14 protein-coding genes are annotated in these 14,334 nt (G+C 62.7%); 5 read left to right on the forward strand and 9 right to left on the reverse strand.

Annotated features, from left to right (window positions below; genetic code table 11):
* Positions 1-3 precede the first annotated feature (3 nt).
* The 7 genes from QM701_RS09980 to QM701_RS10010 form a co-directional block, all read right to left on the reverse strand.
* On the reverse strand, positions 4-1,227 hold the full coding sequence (locus QM701_RS09980; protein WP_415166911.1) for a CaiB/BaiF CoA transferase family protein: 1,224 nt from the start codon (positions 1,225-1,227) through the stop codon (positions 4-6).
* A 95-nt stretch (positions 1,228-1,322) separates the two neighbouring features.
* Positions 1,323-1,778, reverse strand: a complete 456-nt coding sequence (locus QM701_RS09985; protein WP_415166912.1) for a MaoC family dehydratase — start codon at positions 1,776-1,778, stop codon at positions 1,323-1,325.
* A 34-nt stretch (positions 1,779-1,812) separates the two neighbouring features.
* A complete protein-coding gene (locus QM701_RS09990) occupies positions 1,813-2,199 on the reverse strand; it encodes a VOC family protein (RefSeq protein WP_415166913.1) in 387 nt (128 codons plus the stop codon).
* Positions 2,200-2,209: 10 nt separating this feature from the next.
* Positions 2,210-3,148, reverse strand: coding sequence for a ketopantoate reductase family protein (locus QM701_RS09995; RefSeq protein ID WP_415166914.1), 939 nt, complete (start codon positions 3,146-3,148; stop codon positions 2,210-2,212).
* A gap of 322 nt (positions 3,149-3,470) precedes the next feature.
* Positions 3,471-4,481: a TRAP transporter substrate-binding protein gene (locus QM701_RS10000; RefSeq protein WP_415166915.1), complete on the reverse strand. Its 1,011-nt coding sequence runs from the start codon at positions 4,479-4,481 to the stop codon at positions 3,471-3,473.
* An 80-nt stretch (positions 4,482-4,561) separates the two neighbouring features.
* On the reverse strand, positions 4,562-5,587 hold the full coding sequence (locus QM701_RS10005) for an NAD(P)-dependent oxidoreductase (protein ID WP_415166916.1): 1,026 nt from the start codon (positions 5,585-5,587) through the stop codon (positions 4,562-4,564).
* Entirely contained in the window at positions 5,473-6,477 is a 1,005-nt protein-coding gene (locus QM701_RS10010) for a Gfo/Idh/MocA family protein (RefSeq protein ID WP_415166917.1), read from the reverse strand. The genes QM701_RS10005 and QM701_RS10010 overlap by 115 nt, the downstream gene beginning before the upstream one ends.
* Positions 6,478-6,579: 102 nt before the next feature.
* On the opposite strand from QM701_RS10010, the gene QM701_RS10015 reads away from it, so the two are divergent.
* Positions 6,580-7,494, forward strand: coding sequence for a LysR family transcriptional regulator (locus QM701_RS10015; RefSeq protein ID WP_415166918.1), 915 nt, complete (start codon positions 6,580-6,582; stop codon positions 7,492-7,494).
* Positions 7,495-7,618: 124 nt separating this feature from the next.
* Here QM701_RS10015 and QM701_RS10020 read toward each other — a convergent pair whose 3' ends face one another.
* Entirely contained in the window at positions 7,619-8,629 is a 1,011-nt protein-coding gene (locus tag QM701_RS10020) for a TRAP transporter substrate-binding protein (RefSeq protein ID WP_415166919.1), read from the reverse strand.
* A gap of 379 nt (positions 8,630-9,008) precedes the next feature.
* Here QM701_RS10020 and QM701_RS10025 point away from each other — a divergent pair, with 379 nt between their 5' ends.
* Complete coding sequence (locus tag QM701_RS10025) at positions 9,009-9,935, forward strand: LysR family transcriptional regulator (protein WP_415166920.1); 927 nt, start codon at positions 9,009-9,011, stop codon at positions 9,933-9,935.
* Positions 9,936-9,953: 18 nt separating this feature from the next.
* Here the strand turns inward: QM701_RS10025 and QM701_RS10030 are convergent, their stop codons facing one another.
* Positions 9,954-10,889: a LysR substrate-binding domain-containing protein gene (locus tag QM701_RS10030; protein WP_415166921.1), complete on the reverse strand. Its 936-nt coding sequence runs from the start codon at positions 10,887-10,889 to the stop codon at positions 9,954-9,956.
* 93 nt (positions 10,890-10,982) lie between these two features.
* On the opposite strand from QM701_RS10030, the gene QM701_RS10035 reads away from it, so the two are divergent.
* The 3 genes from QM701_RS10035 (at position 10,983) to QM701_RS10045 (ending at position 14,153) form a co-directional block, all read left to right on the forward strand.
* Positions 10,983-12,599 carry an acyl CoA:acetate/3-ketoacid CoA transferase gene (locus QM701_RS10035; protein WP_415166922.1) on the forward strand — a complete coding sequence of 539 codons (1,617 nt, stop codon included), beginning with the start codon at positions 10,983-10,985 and terminating at the stop codon, positions 12,597-12,599.
* Positions 12,600-12,601: 2 nt separating this feature from the next.
* Complete coding sequence (locus QM701_RS10040; RefSeq protein WP_415166923.1) at positions 12,602-13,033, forward strand: MaoC family dehydratase; 432 nt, start codon at positions 12,602-12,604, stop codon at positions 13,031-13,033.
* A gap of 88 nt (positions 13,034-13,121) precedes the next feature.
* Positions 13,122-14,153, forward strand: coding sequence for a DctP family TRAP transporter solute-binding subunit (locus QM701_RS10045; protein WP_415166924.1), 1,032 nt, complete (start codon positions 13,122-13,124; stop codon positions 14,151-14,153).
* The last annotated feature ends 181 nt before the right edge of the window (positions 14,154-14,334 follow it).

The raw sequence follows: 14,334 nt of genomic DNA on the forward strand, positions 1-14,334 counted from the left end.
CTCCTACGTGCCGGCGGCAGCCTCGGCGTACAGCACGCCTTCGGCGACCATCGCCTCGATCTGCGCGGGCGAGTAGCCCAGGCTGGCCGCGACGTCGCGGTTGTGCTGGCCGAGCAGCGGCGCCGGCGTGGTGATCGTGGTATCGCACTCCGAGAAATGGAACGGCAGGTTGCCCAGGCGGATCGGGCCGAGCACCGGGTGCTGCTGCTCGACGACCATGCCGCGCGCCTGGATCTGCGGATCGGCCAGCACCTCGTCGATGTTCTGCACCTTGGCGCAGGGCACGTCGATCCCGTCGAGGATGGACAGGCATTCCGCCACCGTGTATTGCGCGACCCACGCGCGCACGATGCCGAGGATTTCCAGCCGGTTGGCGTTGCGCCCCGCCTGCGTATGGAAGCGCGCATCGCCCGCCAGCGCCTCGCCGCCGATCAGGGTGGCCAGCCGCTTCCAGGCGTCGTCCACCTGCGCGGCGATGACCACGTAGCCGTCCTTTGCCGTGAACACGCCGTAGAGCGTGGAGTTGGGCAGGTCGTGCCCGGTCTGCTGCGGAATGTCCTGGCCGCCGGAGAGCGTGTAGCACTGGATGGCGTATTCGTGCATCGAGACCAGGCAGTCGTACAGCGCCAGGTCGATGTGCTGGCCGCGCCCGGACTTCACCCGGCCGAGCAGCGCGGCGCAGATGGCGCCGACGGCGTTGGCGCCGGTGTACATGTCGCCGAGCGCGATGCGTAGCAGCGGCGGCGCCTCGCCGGGCGAGCCGACCATGGCCATGATGCCGCTCTTGGCCTCGGCGATCAGGCCGAAGCCGGGACGCGGCGCGTCCGGGCCGGTGTGGCCGTAGGCCGAGACCGAGCAGTAGACCAGCCCCGGATTGGTCTTCGCCAGGTCTTCATAGCCGAGCCCGAGCTTCTTCAGCGCGCCCGGCCGGTAGTTCTCGACGAACACGTCGGCCGAGTTAACCAGTTTCTTGATCAGTTCCAGCCCGCGCGGGTCCTTGATGTTGACGCACAGCCCCTGCTTGCCCATGTTCTGCTGCAGGTAGTAGCCGCTCTGGCCGTTGACGAGGTAGGCGTGCGAGCGGCCGGCGTCGCCCTCCTTCGGACGCTCGACCTTGATCACCTCGGCGCCGAGCGCCGCCAGGCAGCGCGAGACGAAGGGGCCGGCCAGGAAGTGGCTGTAATCGACGACGCGGATGCCGGCCAGGGGGAGTGGTTGGGTTGCCATGGCTTGTTTTCCTTTTTGGATTCGTCATTCCGGCGAACGCCGGAATCCAGCGAGTTCAACGCCTGGACCCCGGCTTGCGCCGGGGTGACGGTTGCTCAGTCTTTCGGTTTGCAGGGAACCATCACGCGGTGCTCGCCCTTCTGGACGACCTCGCCGCGCTGGTTGATCAGCTCGACCGGCACGATGACGATGCCCCAACCCGGACGGCTCTTCGATTCACGCACGCTGGCCACCTGGAACTCAATGTGGCAGGTGTCGCCGATCTTGATCGGCAGCACGAAGCTCCATTCCCAGCCGAGCGACATGCCCGGCTGGAAGCAGTATTCGCTCTGCGTCTTCAGGCCGTCGGCCACCGACAGTCCGAACAGGCCGTGCGCGACGCGCGTGCCGAACGGCGTCTTTCTGGCGTATTCCTCGTCGACGTGCACCGGCGTGAAATCGCCGGTCAGTTCGGCGTAGGCGTTGATGCGCTCCTCGGTGAAGGTGTAGGACGGGCTGATGCCCTTGTCGCCCACCTTGATTTCGTCGAAATAAAGTTCTTTCTTGGCCATGCTCATTCCCCCTCGAAGTCTGTTCGGTCGGTTCTCAGGCGCGCGGCTGGACGGCCAGCGCCTCGGCGACGGAGTTCGCGTGCGCCTGCATCAGTTCGAGCTCCAGCCCGTCCGGCAGCGCCAGCCAGTTGCGTCCCATCGGCAGTTCGCGGACGCCCCACCTGGCGGCCTCGGCGAGGACCGCTTCGAGGTCCTCGACCATGATCCCGAGGTGCGCCAGGCGCCCTTCCGGGCCGTTGAAGTCCGGATCGACGTTGAACTGCATGCCGCCAATGGTCCACGCCTTTTCGGGCTTGCCTTCCGGCCCCATGAGTTCGCGCACGGCCATGCCCAGCACGTCGCGGAAGAAACGGAGATGCCAGTCGATGTCCCTGACCTTGATCGCCACGTGCTCGACGTAGGATTTCCTGCCGTAAGCCATGCTCCGCCCCCTAGCGTTTGCCGAAGTGTTGCTGGAAGTTCTCGATGCCCTTGGTGAGGGCCACCAGCGTCTGGTTGACCGGCGTGGCGATGCCGGAGCGTTCGCCCCAGCGCACCACCGATCCGTTGATGAAATCGACCTCGGTGATTTCGCCCTTTTCCAGGCTTTGCAGCATCGAGGTCTTGAATCCGGCCGGCAGGCCCTCGGCCGCCAGATCCCAGAAATACCTGGGGTCCTCCGAGACCAGCCCGATCTCGTTGGCCCTGGCCACGGCGATGCCTTCGGCGACCGCGGCCAGCGCGGTCTGCTCGATCTCCGGTACCTTGTACAGCCAGCCGTAGGGCAGGCGGGTGATCGCGCACACGGCGCCGGTCGCCACGTTGACCAGCAGCTTGTCCCACATCGTCCCGTAGATGTTCGTACTGGCGGTGGCGAGCAGGCCGGCTTTGTTGAATTCGTCGACCACGGCCAGCAGGCGCGGCGTCAGGCGGCCGTCGAGCTCGCCGATGTAGGTCTGCTTGCCCTTGTAGCCCGAGACGATGTGGCCGGGTTCGAGGAACACGCCGCCGACGTAGGTCTTGGCCGCCAGCACGTGCTCGCGGCCGACCACCTCGGCCAGGATTTCCTCGTGCCCGAGCCCGTTCTGGATCGACATCACCAGCGTGTCCGGGCTCACCAGCGGGCGCGCCGACTCGATGGCCGCGCGGGTGGCCGCGGACTTGACCAGCACGATGACCAGGTCGACCGGGGCAAGCCCCTCGCAGCTCGTATAGGCCTTGATCCCGACGGTTTCGTCGCCGTCGTCGAAGCGCATCTTCAGCCCGTTGGCGTTGATCGCGTCGACGTGCGCCTGGAAGCGGTCGACGAAAATCACGTCCGAACCGCCCCGCGCCAGCACGCCGCCGATCGAACAGCCCAGGGCGCCGGCGCCCAGCATGCAAATCTTCATTGTTGTTCTCTCTTTCCGCCAACGGCGTTGCTGAAGGACACGCGAACTTTAGTCAGCGCGACCAATAGTGTGAACGCAATAAATAAAATATTTCTCATTGTGTTTGGCAATAAATAACTACAGAGACCCTTGCGGGACGCGGATTCCATGGCACGGAGCAGATCGTTTCGTGTAAGCCGCCGTCGTCAAAAAAACGCACTTCCCTGTTGCTGCCCAAGAAAGTGCGGGAGCACAACTGCGCTCAAACGGGATGCAGCGGATACAGGTTGCCGAAAAGATCGCACGTAATGATTCGTTATCGAATTGACGCTGCGATGGCGAATTATTTTTTGCGTCCTTTTTCGAGTTCCTCCTGCAACTCCTTGACGAGTTCCGGACCGACGCTGGCGGCGAACTTGTCGATCACCGGCCTGACTTTGGTACGAATCTTGGCGATCTCGTCAGGCGGCAATACCGTCACCGTCATCGTCTTCTTGAGGTTGTTCAGCGACTCCTCCGCCAGTTTCCGCGCGTTCTCGCGCTGCCACTTGGTGGCTTCCGCCGCCGTGGCCATCAGGAGGTTCTGCTCGTCTTTCGTCAGCGTGTCCCACTTCTTCTTGCTCGCCAGCACCGACTGGGGGTTGTACATGTGATTGGATACGGTCAGGTATTTCTGGACCTCGTTCAACTTGCTCGTTTCAACCACGGAGAATGGATTCTCCTGGCCATCGATGATCTTTTGCTCAAGTCCCGTATAGACCTCGGTCATCGGCATCGGCACGGCATTGGCGCCGAGTGCGTTGAACGTGTCGATGTAAACCGGCGACTGGATCACGCGGATTTTCAGGCCATTGATATCTTCGACCTTGCTCAGCATGCGTTTGCTGTTCGTGATCTGGCGAAATCCCAATTCCCAGAAGGCGACGTTGATCAGCCCCTTGGCCGGCAACAAGTCGGCCAGTTTCCTGCCAAACGCGCCGTCAAGAATCGGATCGGCTTCCTTGCCGCTTTCGAACAGGAACGGGAAGTCGAAGATGGCGAATTCCTTGACCTGCGTCTGCAGAATCCCCGAGTTCATCGCCGTGAAATCGATGGTGCCGCCCTGCACGGACGAAAGCGCCTGCACATCCGCCCCGAGCACACCGCTCGGAAAAATCTTGAGGATCAGCTTGCCGTCGCTCTTTTCCCTGAGCAATTCGGCCCATTTCTCAGCCCCCATCACCGAAGGATGCCCCGGTGCTCCGGTGATGGCAATCCGGAAGGTGTGGGCGTTGACCTGCGCCTGCACGGCCGTCGCGCAACAAACGGTGAATAGCGCTGCAGACACATGCCGGGTTGTTTGCTTCATATTCATGTTTGCCTCCTGAGTCTTAATGGGCCTCAAAGCGGAGAGGCCATCCGGATGAAAAACGCCGCACCTCGCCTGCTGCTGCTTCAGGCGCCGCGCTTGACCTCGATGCCGACGATGTCCTCAAGCACCTTGATCAGGCATTGGTTGTCTTCGTCGGGAAACTTGGTGATGCCGGCCTGAAAGAATTGCTTCGCCGTTCCGGTCGTCATCATCGGCGTGCCGCATTCCTCGGCCAGCGCCAGGGTGATCGTCAGATCCTTGTAGGTGTTGACGATGTTGGAGCCGGTGCCCTTGAACCTGCGGTCCATGACGGCAGGAATCGCGCCCTGGAACAACGGCGTGTTGGCGACGCTAGTACCGATCACGGAGAACAATACCTCCGCGCTGACGCCGGCCTTGACGCCGAGCATCATGGCTTCGAACATTCCGGAATAGATGCAGCCGACCAGCCCTTGCATGCAGGCCTTGACAATCTGTCCCTGGCCGACTTCCGCGCCGACGAAATTTACGTTCCTGGCGATGGCGGCAAAAACGTCGGCGCAACGGTCGAAGTCTTCCCTGCGGCCGGAGGCCATCAAGGTCAGCGCCCCGGCTTCCGCGCCCTTTTGACCGCCGGACACCGGGCAATCGATCACGGTGACGTGACGTTCTCCGGCCTGTGCCGCGAGTTTCTTCACCGCCGCGCTGCCGATCGTGGCCGTCACCACGATGATGGAGCCGGGCTTCATGGTCTCCAGCAGGCCGTTTTTCCCGGTGATCACCACCGTGGATTGGGCGGCGTTTACGACCATGACGAAGACCACCTCCGAAACGGCGCCCACGGCCGCCGCGTCCTTGCACTTCTTTCCACCGAGCCTGGCCAGGCTTTCCAGCGCCTCGCCATTCATGTCGAAACCGGCGACATCGAATCCCTTGGCGGTCAGATTCTTCGCCATGCCCATACCCATGTTGCCCAAACCGATGATTCCAATATTTTTCATGGTCGTTCCTTTGTTCAAAGCGCTACGGTTGCCTGTGTCCGCGCCGCTTCCAGAATGGCATGCGAGACCTTCAGCGTTGCCAGGGCGTGCTGTCCGGAGGCCGTCGAATCGACGCCTTTTTCCATGCATTCGATGAAATATCTGTTGGCGTTGAAATATGACGGACATGTCGTGAAGTTATAGATGTCGTTCAACTTGACGACTTTTTCGTGGGCCATGTCCTGGGTGCGGATACGCAACCGAGTGAAATCGAACAGATCGTCGCCTTCGAGGATGACCGTTCCCTTGGTGCCGAAAACGCCGCGCGAGCTTCCCTTCAAGTAGGAGGACCAGCTGGCGTTGATGACGCCCATGGCTCCGTTCCGCATGGTGAACAGGACGTTGGCGTTGTTGTCGAATTTCGGGGCATCGGCGAACGTGCCGCGCACATCGGCCTTCACCGTGGAGACGGGTCCGACCAGTTGATAAATCATGTCGATATCGTGCGACAGCGATTCGATGCTCATGCCGCATACGGTGTCGGCCTTGCGCCGCCACGTGTCGTTCTGCGTCCCGGCATTGCCGCCCAGCATGCCCATGCGGTTGACGAAGACGTTGACGACGTCGCCGATCTCGCCGGATTCGACCACCTTGAGCAATTCCTGGAAGCCGGCGCGGAAGCGGTGATTGAAGTCGATCATCAGCCGGACGCCGTTGGTACGCGCCATTTCGACCAGGATTTCCGCGTCGGCGACGGTAATCGCCATCGGCTTCTCCATGACGACATGGCAGCCGGCCTCCATCGCAATCCTCGCGTAATCGATGCGGAAGGACGGCGGGGTGCAGATATGCACCATGTCCAGCGACTGCACGATTTCCGCAAGATCGCGGACGGCCGTCGTAGCGTATTTGTCCGCCAGCTTCCTGGCGCTTTCCTGATTGACGTCGATGACGCCGCAGATCTTTATGCCCAGTTTCGTCAGTGCTTCCGCATGACAGTAGGCGATGGCGCCGGCGCCGACGACCGCGGTTTTTTTCATTCTCGCTCTCCTCCTGGTGATTTATCCAAGCACGTGAGCGAGTCTAATACGAACCAAATGATATATTATCCATCAATCAGTTCTCTTATTAGGAACCAAATAATGGATATTGATCCGCAGCTATACGATCTGCGCCTTTTCAGTACGGTGGCCCGCAAATCCAGCTTCGTCGCCGCGGCGAGGGAGTACGGAGTGGCGCCGACCTTCGTCAGCAAGCGGATTTCCATGCTGGAGCAATCCCTTGGCGTCAGGCTGTTCAACCGCACCACGCGGCAGGTCAACCTGACGGACGAAGGATCGAAGGTGTACCAGTGGACTCAGAAAATCCTTGAAGACGTCGAAGGCATGCAGAACGACGTCTCGGAAACCAAGAGCGAACCGGGCGGACCGATCCGCATAAGTTCCAGCGCCAAACTGGGCCGGGTGCATCTGACTCCGGCGCTGTCCCGCTTCAAACACCGCTACCCGAAAATCGACGTCTGGCTGGAACTGCTCGACCGCCGCGCCGACTTGATCGGCGAAGGTTTCCACCTTGACATTCGCGCCGGCGAGGTGCGCGAACATCATCTCATCGCGCATCGCATCATGGCCAGTTCGCGCATTCTTTGCGCGGCGCCGGCCTATGTTGCGAAATACGGCATGCCGCGCAGCGTCGCCGATCTCGCGCACCATGAATGCGTATTGCTGCGGGAGCGCGAAGAGCCCTTCGGCACCTGGCGCATGACGGGGCCGCGCGGTTGGGAATCGGCCAAGGTTTCGGGCAGCATGGCGTCGAATGACATCGACGTGGTGCTGGACTGGGTCCACGCAGGGCACGGGATCGCGTGCAGCGCCGACTGGCTGTTCGCGGCAAGCATGAACAACGGATCGCTGGTGAGGGTACTGCCCGAATATCACCAGCCGGCCGATGTACTTGCCGTTTCCTCGTCGCGCTCGGCCCAATCAGCCAAAGTGCGGATTTGCCTGGAATTTTTGAAGGAACAGATGAGCTTGCGGAAAGAGGGCATATCGCAATGAAGCCGCTCATTTGATCGCCATCGCCTGGAATTGAAATTGCCGTTCAGCGCCAGCTGAACGGCAATGAACCATGGCCTCTTGCGGGGCTCGACCTCGGCGTCCGAGCGCCGATCGCTATGGCGGCTTACTTCTTGCGGCCCTTCTCGAGTTCGGTCTGCAGTTCCTTGACCAGATCCGGCCCGACGTTGGCGGCGAACTTGTCGATCACCGGCTTGATCTTCACGCGGATCTTGGCGATCTCGTCCGGGGACAGCACCGTCACCGTCATCGTCTTCTTCAGGTTGGCCAGCGATTCCTCGGCCAGCTTCCGGGAGTTTTCACGCTGCCATTTGGTCGCTTCGGCCAGGGTCGAGGTCAGCAGGGCCTGCTCGTCCTTGGTCAGCGCGTCGAACTTCTTCTTGCTTGCCAGCACCGATTGCGGGTTGTAGATGTGGTTGCTGACGGTCAGGAATTTCTGGACCTCGTAGAACTTGCTGGTCTCGATGACGGAGAACGGATTCTCGTGTCCGTCGATGATCTTCTGCTCCATCGCCGTATAGACCTCGGTGATCGGCATCGGCACCGCGTTGGCGCCCAGCGCGTTGAACGTCTCGATGTAGATCGGCGACTGGATCACGCGGATCTTCAGGCCGGCGATGTCCTCCATCTTGTTGATCGCGTGCTTGTTGTTGGTCAGGTTGCGGAAGCCCAGTTCCCAGTAGGCCAGGTTGTACAGATTCTTGGCCGGCGTCAGGTCGGCCAGCTTCTTGCCGAACGGGCCGTCGAGGATCGGATCGGCCTCCCTGCCGCTCTCGAACATGAACGGGAAGTCGAAGATGGCGAATTCCTTGACCTGCGATTGCAGGATGCCCGAGTTCATCGAGGTGAAATCGATGGTCCCGCCCTGCACGGCCGACAGCACCTGCACGTCGCCGCCCAGCACGCCGTTCGGGAAGACCTTCAGCGTCAGCTTGCCGCCGCTCTTTTCCTTGAGCAGCTCAGCCCACTTCTCCGCGCCCATCACCGAAGGATGGCCCGGCGCGCCGGCGATGGAGATGCGGAACGTGTGTTCGTTCACTTGCGCGTACCCCGCCGAAGCCGCCAGCCCGCCGAACAGCACGATCGTGGCGACACCCGCGTATTTCGTTGCTTGCATGTTTGTCTCCTTGAAGAATGCCGGCCTCGAAACGGCGAGGCCCTCCGTTAACACCTGCCTTTGCAATCCCTTCCCTCAGAAAAAAAGGGCCTGCCGGCCACGCCAAAAAGAATTTCGCCGGCAGGCCACCGAGGCCAAATGCTGACGCACTGGCTTCAAACCTTTTGCCAAGCACGGGTGTACACAACGGCAAAAGGGCGCTACAAACCGGCATGGGCGAATGGTCGCGGTAGGCCGTGAAATCTCCCGGCACGCCTCCCCCGATACGGCCATTCTCCCTTCCCGTTCAAAGCCTTACTGAAGGATTGGAAGACTGTAATCAGCCCCTGGCAGGACGTCTATGCAATAATAGAAATCCGTTCCATTGCGTTTCACAATCATGAAAAAAGACGCCGCACCGGCGCCGCTGCTCGACGCCCACCTGCTCCAGCTGTTCGAGCTGATCTACGACACGCGCAGCGTGACACGCGCCGCCGAACAGCTCGACCTCGCCCAACCGACCGTCAGCATCTGGCTCGGCAAGCTGCGCCGGCAGCTCGGCGACCCGCTGTTCGTGCGCACGCCGTCGGGCATGCTGCCGACGCCCGAGGCGGACGCGCTGATCGGCACCGTGCGCCAGGCGCTCGAATCGCTGCGCTATCTGGCCCAGCGCGAGGCCCGGTTCGAGCCCGCCACCAGCGAGCGCCGCTTCCGCATCTGCATGACCGACGCCAGCCACATCACCCTGCTGCCGCAACTGCTCGCCCACGTGCGCTCGGTGGCGCCCGGCGTGCGCCTGGGCGCCGAACGCATCGACGAGCGCACGGCGCAGCGGCTCGAAGCCGGCGAGGCCGACCTCGCGCTCGGGCTGATTCCCGAGCTGGACGCCGGCTTCTACCAGCAGAGCCTGTACAACCAAGACTGGGTGTGCCTCGCCAACACGCGGCATCCGCGCATCGGCGAGGCGCTGAGCCGCGAAATCTACGCGCAGGAGGGGCACATCAACATCGTTTCGGGAACCGGCCACCGCCTGCTCGACGCCAGCCTGGAACGGCATCACCTGGAGCACCGGGTGGTGCTCGAACTGCCGGGCTTCCTCGGCCTGCCCGCCATCGTGTCGACCACCGACCTGCTGGTGACCCTGCCGCGCCACATCGGCGAAACGCTGGCGCGGCTCTACGGACTGCGCGTCTTCCCTTGTCCGATCCCGATCCCGGGGTTCACCGTCAAGCAGCACTGGCATTCGCGCTACCACAACGACCCCGGCAACCGCTGGCTGCGGGAACTCTGCGCCAGCCTGTTCCTGCGCGACAGAAGCGGCGAATAAGGGCGGTCGGGAACCGGATCACTCGCCGGGATCGGCGGAGGGCCGGATCAGGGCATGGGGTCCGCGGGTCATCTGCTCCTGCAGGAAGCGGACGCACGCGCGCAGCTTGGGCGAATCCGCCAGGCGCGTCCGGCAGACCGCCCACACGTCGGCGGGCTGCCAGTATTCATGGAGGAACTGGACCAGTTCCCCCGACTCCACGCTGTCCCGGACGTCGCGGTCCGACACGAGCAGGATGCCCTGCCCCGCATGCGCCCAGATGCGGGCGATGTCCGCGTTGTTGGTGGACATCGTGCCCATGGCTTTGACGGTCTCGATGCCGTTCGGGCCATGCAGGCGCCAGACGCCGAAGGCCTGGTCGCGTTCGCGCAGGATCAGGCAGTGGTGCCGCGCCAGTTCGGCCAGCGAGCCGGGACAGCCGTGGCGTTCGAGATACGCCGGGGCGGCGCACAGGATGCGCTTCGAGGCCAGAATCCGGTGGGCATACACGTGCGGCTCGGTCACCTCGCCGATGCGGATGTCGATGTCGATGCCTTCGCGGATCAGGTCCACCGGATGGTCCGTCACTTCGAGCCAGATTTCCAGCGCCGGGTAGCGCCGGGCCAGCTCGGACAGGATGGGCGCCAGATGCCGCCGCCCGACGCGGAACGTGCTGGTGATGCGCAGCACGCCGTGCGGCTCGACGTCCCGGTCGCTGATGTTTTCCACCAGGCCTTGCGCGGCCTCCAGGATTTTCTTCGCCCAGACGTAGGCGGCCTCCCCTTCTTCGGTGATCGCCACCTGCCGGGTCGTCCGGTGAAAGAGCCGGACGTTCAGCGTCTTTTCGAGGATGGCGATGCGCTTGCTGATATAGGCCGGCGACTTGCCGAGCTCGCTGGCCGCCACCGCGAAGCTGGGGCGGCGCACGACTTCGCAGAAGAGGCCGAGATCGGAAAGCAGCGGCAGATTATCCATGATCCGTAGACAGTGAATTAATAATTAGCCTGATTATATCCACATCCGCTTCCTATACGATGCGTCCCGTACGGTTCCAGGGACACATCGAAAATGCGCAGCACCAGAACGGGAACACGGGTACCGCAGCTTTCCGCCGATCAGGCCATCGAGCTCGTCCCCTCGGGCGCGACGGTCGCCCTCTGCGGCGCCGGGGGCGGCGTGGTCGAACCCACGGCGTTGATCCAGGCGCTCGTCCGCCGATTTGAAACGAGCGGCCAGCCCCGCAACCTGACCTTCTATCACGCCACTGGCATGGGCGACCGCGCCGAGCGCGGCATGTCCGTGCTGGCCAAAGCCGGACTCGTGCGCCGCGTCATCGGCGGGCATTGGGCGCAATCGCCGCGCCTCGCCGAGATGGCCCAGGACAACCGCATCGAAGCCTACAACCTGCCGCAAGGCGTGATGAGCCAGCTGCTGCGCGCCGCCGCCGCCCGCCAGCCCGGCATCCTGACGCACGTCGGGCTGGGCACCTTCATCGACCCGCGGCAGACCGGCGGCAAGCTCAACGAAGTCACCACGAAGGACATCGTCCAGGTGATGGCGGTCGACGGGCGGGACTACCTGTTCTACCGGACGATCCCCATCGACGTGGCGTTCATCCGCGGCACGACGGCCGACGCCGACGGCTACGTCAGCATGGAGGACGAGATCTGCTATCTCGATACCCTGGCCATGGCCCAGGCCGCGCACAACAACGGCGGCATCGTCATCTGCCAGGTGGGAAAGGTGGTCAAGGCGCGCAGCCTGCACCCGCGCAGCGTGCGCATTCCCGGCTTTCTGGTCGATGCGCTGGTGGTCGTCCCCGAACAGACGCAGTTGTACACCGGTACCAGCCGCTTCTTCTCCGGCGACTTCATCATGGAGGAAGGCGACGCCGCGCCGCTGCCGCTCACCGAGCGCAAGCTGGTGGCGCGGCGGGCGCTCATGGAAATCGGCCCCGGCGACGTCGGCAACGTCGGCGTCGGTATCGCCGACGGCATCGGCGTGGTCGCCCGCGAGGAAGGGGTCAACGAGGACTTCACCCTGACCGTGGAAACGGGGGCTATCGGCGGGGTCGGCGCGCAGGGCATCTTCTTCGGGGCCACCGTCAACCTGCAGGCGCTGATGGACATGCCGTCGCAGTTCGACTTCTACGACGGCGGCGGGCTCGACGCGAGCTTCCTCAGCTTTGCCGAGTTCGACCAGTCCGGCAACGTCAACGTGCATCGCTTCAACGGCAGGATCGTCGGCACCGGCGGCTTCATCGAGATCTCGCAGAACAGCCGGAAAGTGGTCTTCTGCGGCACGTTGACCGCCGGCGGCCTGAAGGTTTCATTCACCGGCGGCCGGCTGCGCATCGAGCAGGAAGGCAAGTTCCGCAAGCTGGTCGCCGCCGTGCCGGAAATCACTTTCAACGGGGCGGACGCGGCCCGGCGCGGCCAGGAGGTCGTGTTCATCACCGAGCGCGCCGTCTTCCGCTTGACGCCCGACGGCGTCGAACTGTCCGAAGTCGCGCCGGGCATCGACATCCGGCGCGACGTCCTGGCGCACATGGAATTCACGCCCAGGATGGCCAGCCCCGTCAAGACCATGGATGCGCGCCTGTTCCGCGCCGGGATCATGGGGATCGGGGAGGAATGGCGCAACCAGCGGGCCCGGCCCGCAATTCAAACCCATCAGGAGAAATGACCATGACCCCAGGTTTGCCGCTGAAAACGGGAGACACCTGCTCCTTCACCAAGACCGTCAGCGAATCGGACGTTTATCTGTTCGCCGGCATCACGGGAGATTTCTCGCAGGTGCATACCAACGAGGAATTCATGAAAACGACGCCCTACGGGACGCGCATCGCGCACGGCATCCTGTCGCTGGCCATTTCCTCGACCGCCTCGACGCTGATCCAGGTGCAGCAGAAGGCCGAGATTCCGAGCGTGTCGTACGGCTACGACCGGCTGCGTTTCGTCAAGCCGATCTTCTTCGGCGACACCCTCACCGCCCGGTACACGGTGACCGAGACCGATCCGGCCAGCATGAAGACCTTCGCCAAGGTCGAGGTCTTCAACCAGAAAGGCGAACTGTGCACCGTCGCCCAGCACATTCTCAAGTTCCTTCCCCCCGCGTGATTGTTCCGAAGAGAGCCGATTCCGACGCGCCGGCCGCAGGCCGGATCAGGAAACACCCGGTAATTCACAACATTGATAGGAGAGTTCCATGGTCAAACGGATTTCACCTTTATTCGCCGCGATAACCCTGTCCGCCGGCCTCTGGGCGTCGGGCATGCAAGGCGCGGCCGCGCAGGTGGGGAACCACGTATTCCGGATTTCCGCCGCCAACAGCGAAACGCACCCGCAAAACCAGGGCGGGATCAAGTTCGCCGAACTGGTCGAGAAGAAGAGCGGCGGCAAGATGACCGTCAAGATATTTTCGAACGGCGTGCTCGGCAACGACCTGCAAAGCCTTTCCGGGCTGCAGGGCGGCATCCTCGACATGATGATCGGCACCCTCAACAACATGGGAGGCAGCGTCAAGGAAAACCTGGTGCTGGAATTTCCGTTCATGTTCAAGTCCGCCGAAGAGGCCGACTTCATCATGGACGGGCCGATCGGCGACAAGCTGAAGGACAAGATGGCCGACAAGGGCGTCATCACCCTGTCCTTCTTCGAACTCGGCTTCCGCCACTTCCACACCCGCAAGGGACACCCGATCAGGACCGCGGACGACTTCAAGGGCCAGAAGCTGCGCGTCCAGACCACGGCCGTGTATGTCAACCTGGTCAACGCGCTGGGCGCGAACGCCACGCCGATGGGTTTCTCGCAGACCTTCTCCGCGCTGGAGACGGGCGCCATCGACGGCATGTCGAACCCGTTGATCAACGTCCTGGACGGCAGATACTACGAAGTCTCGCAGTACCTGGCCATCACCAACCACGTCTATCAGCCGTCCTTCCTGGCCATGAGCAAGAAGGTCTGGGACCGGCTCACGGCCGACGAGAAGAAGATCCTCCAGGAAGCGGGCGCCGAAGCGAGCGTCTATCAGCGCAAGGTTTCGCGCGAAGTCAACGCCAGGGCGCTGGACGAACTCAAGGCGAAGAAGATGGAAGTCACCGTGCTGCCGCCGGCCGAACTGGACAAGATGCGGGAGCGGCTGAAGCCCGTGATCGAAAAACACACCCAGCTCATCGGCCCCGCCTTCGTCGCCGAAGTCATGTCGGAACTCGAAAAATATCGCGGCACGCACAAATAATCCGCAACTACCACCTCCTTTGGCCGGCCATCGGATGGCCGGCTTTTTTACTGAAGAAATCCCGCCTCAAGGCCGCTTGCCCATCAAAGAACTGGGCCAGATGCCGCTGAAAACGGCCCGGCGATCTGCCTATTTTCCGGGCAGTTCCGAAATTTCCTTTTCCATGAAGGGGCTGAGCGTG

The organism is Propionivibrio sp. (assembly GCF_047602565.1).
In the GTDB taxonomy this organism is placed as follows: Bacteria; Pseudomonadota; Gammaproteobacteria; order Burkholderiales; family Rhodocyclaceae; genus Propionivibrio.

Coding starts and splice junctions, on each gene's coding strand:
- QM701_RS09980 (WP_415166911.1), bottom strand. CDS start 1,227: ATGGCAACCCAACCACTCCCCCTGGCCGGCATCCGCGTCGTCGATTAC.
- QM701_RS09985 (WP_415166912.1), bottom strand. CDS start 1,778: ATGGCCAAGAAAGAACTTTATTTCGACGAAATCAAGGTGGGCGACAAG.
- QM701_RS09990 (WP_415166913.1), bottom strand. CDS start 2,199: ATGGCTTACGGCAGGAAATCCTACGTCGAGCACGTGGCGATCAAGGTC.
- QM701_RS09995 (WP_415166914.1), bottom strand. CDS start 3,148: ATGAAGATTTGCATGCTGGGCGCCGGCGCCCTGGGCTGTTCGATCGGC.
- QM701_RS10000 (WP_415166915.1), bottom strand. CDS start 4,481: ATGAATATGAAGCAAACAACCCGGCATGTGTCTGCAGCGCTATTCACC.
- QM701_RS10005 (WP_415166916.1), bottom strand. CDS start 5,587: ATGCATGGAAAAAGGCGTCGATTCGACGGCCTCCGGACAGCACGCCCT.
- QM701_RS10010 (WP_415166917.1), bottom strand. CDS start 6,477: ATGAAAAAAACCGCGGTCGTCGGCGCCGGCGCCATCGCCTACTGTCAT.
- QM701_RS10015 (WP_415166918.1), top strand. CDS start 6,580: ATGGATATTGATCCGCAGCTATACGATCTGCGCCTTTTCAGTACGGTG.
- QM701_RS10020 (WP_415166919.1), bottom strand. CDS start 8,629: ATGCAAGCAACGAAATACGCGGGTGTCGCCACGATCGTGCTGTTCGGC.
- QM701_RS10025 (WP_415166920.1), top strand. CDS start 9,009: ATGAAAAAAGACGCCGCACCGGCGCCGCTGCTCGACGCCCACCTGCTC.
- QM701_RS10030 (WP_415166921.1), bottom strand. CDS start 10,889: ATGGATAATCTGCCGCTGCTTTCCGATCTCGGCCTCTTCTGCGAAGTC.
- QM701_RS10035 (WP_415166922.1), top strand. CDS start 10,983: ATGCGCAGCACCAGAACGGGAACACGGGTACCGCAGCTTTCCGCCGAT.
- QM701_RS10040 (WP_415166923.1), top strand. CDS start 12,602: ATGACCCCAGGTTTGCCGCTGAAAACGGGAGACACCTGCTCCTTCACC.
- QM701_RS10045 (WP_415166924.1), top strand. CDS start 13,122: ATGGTCAAACGGATTTCACCTTTATTCGCCGCGATAACCCTGTCCGCC.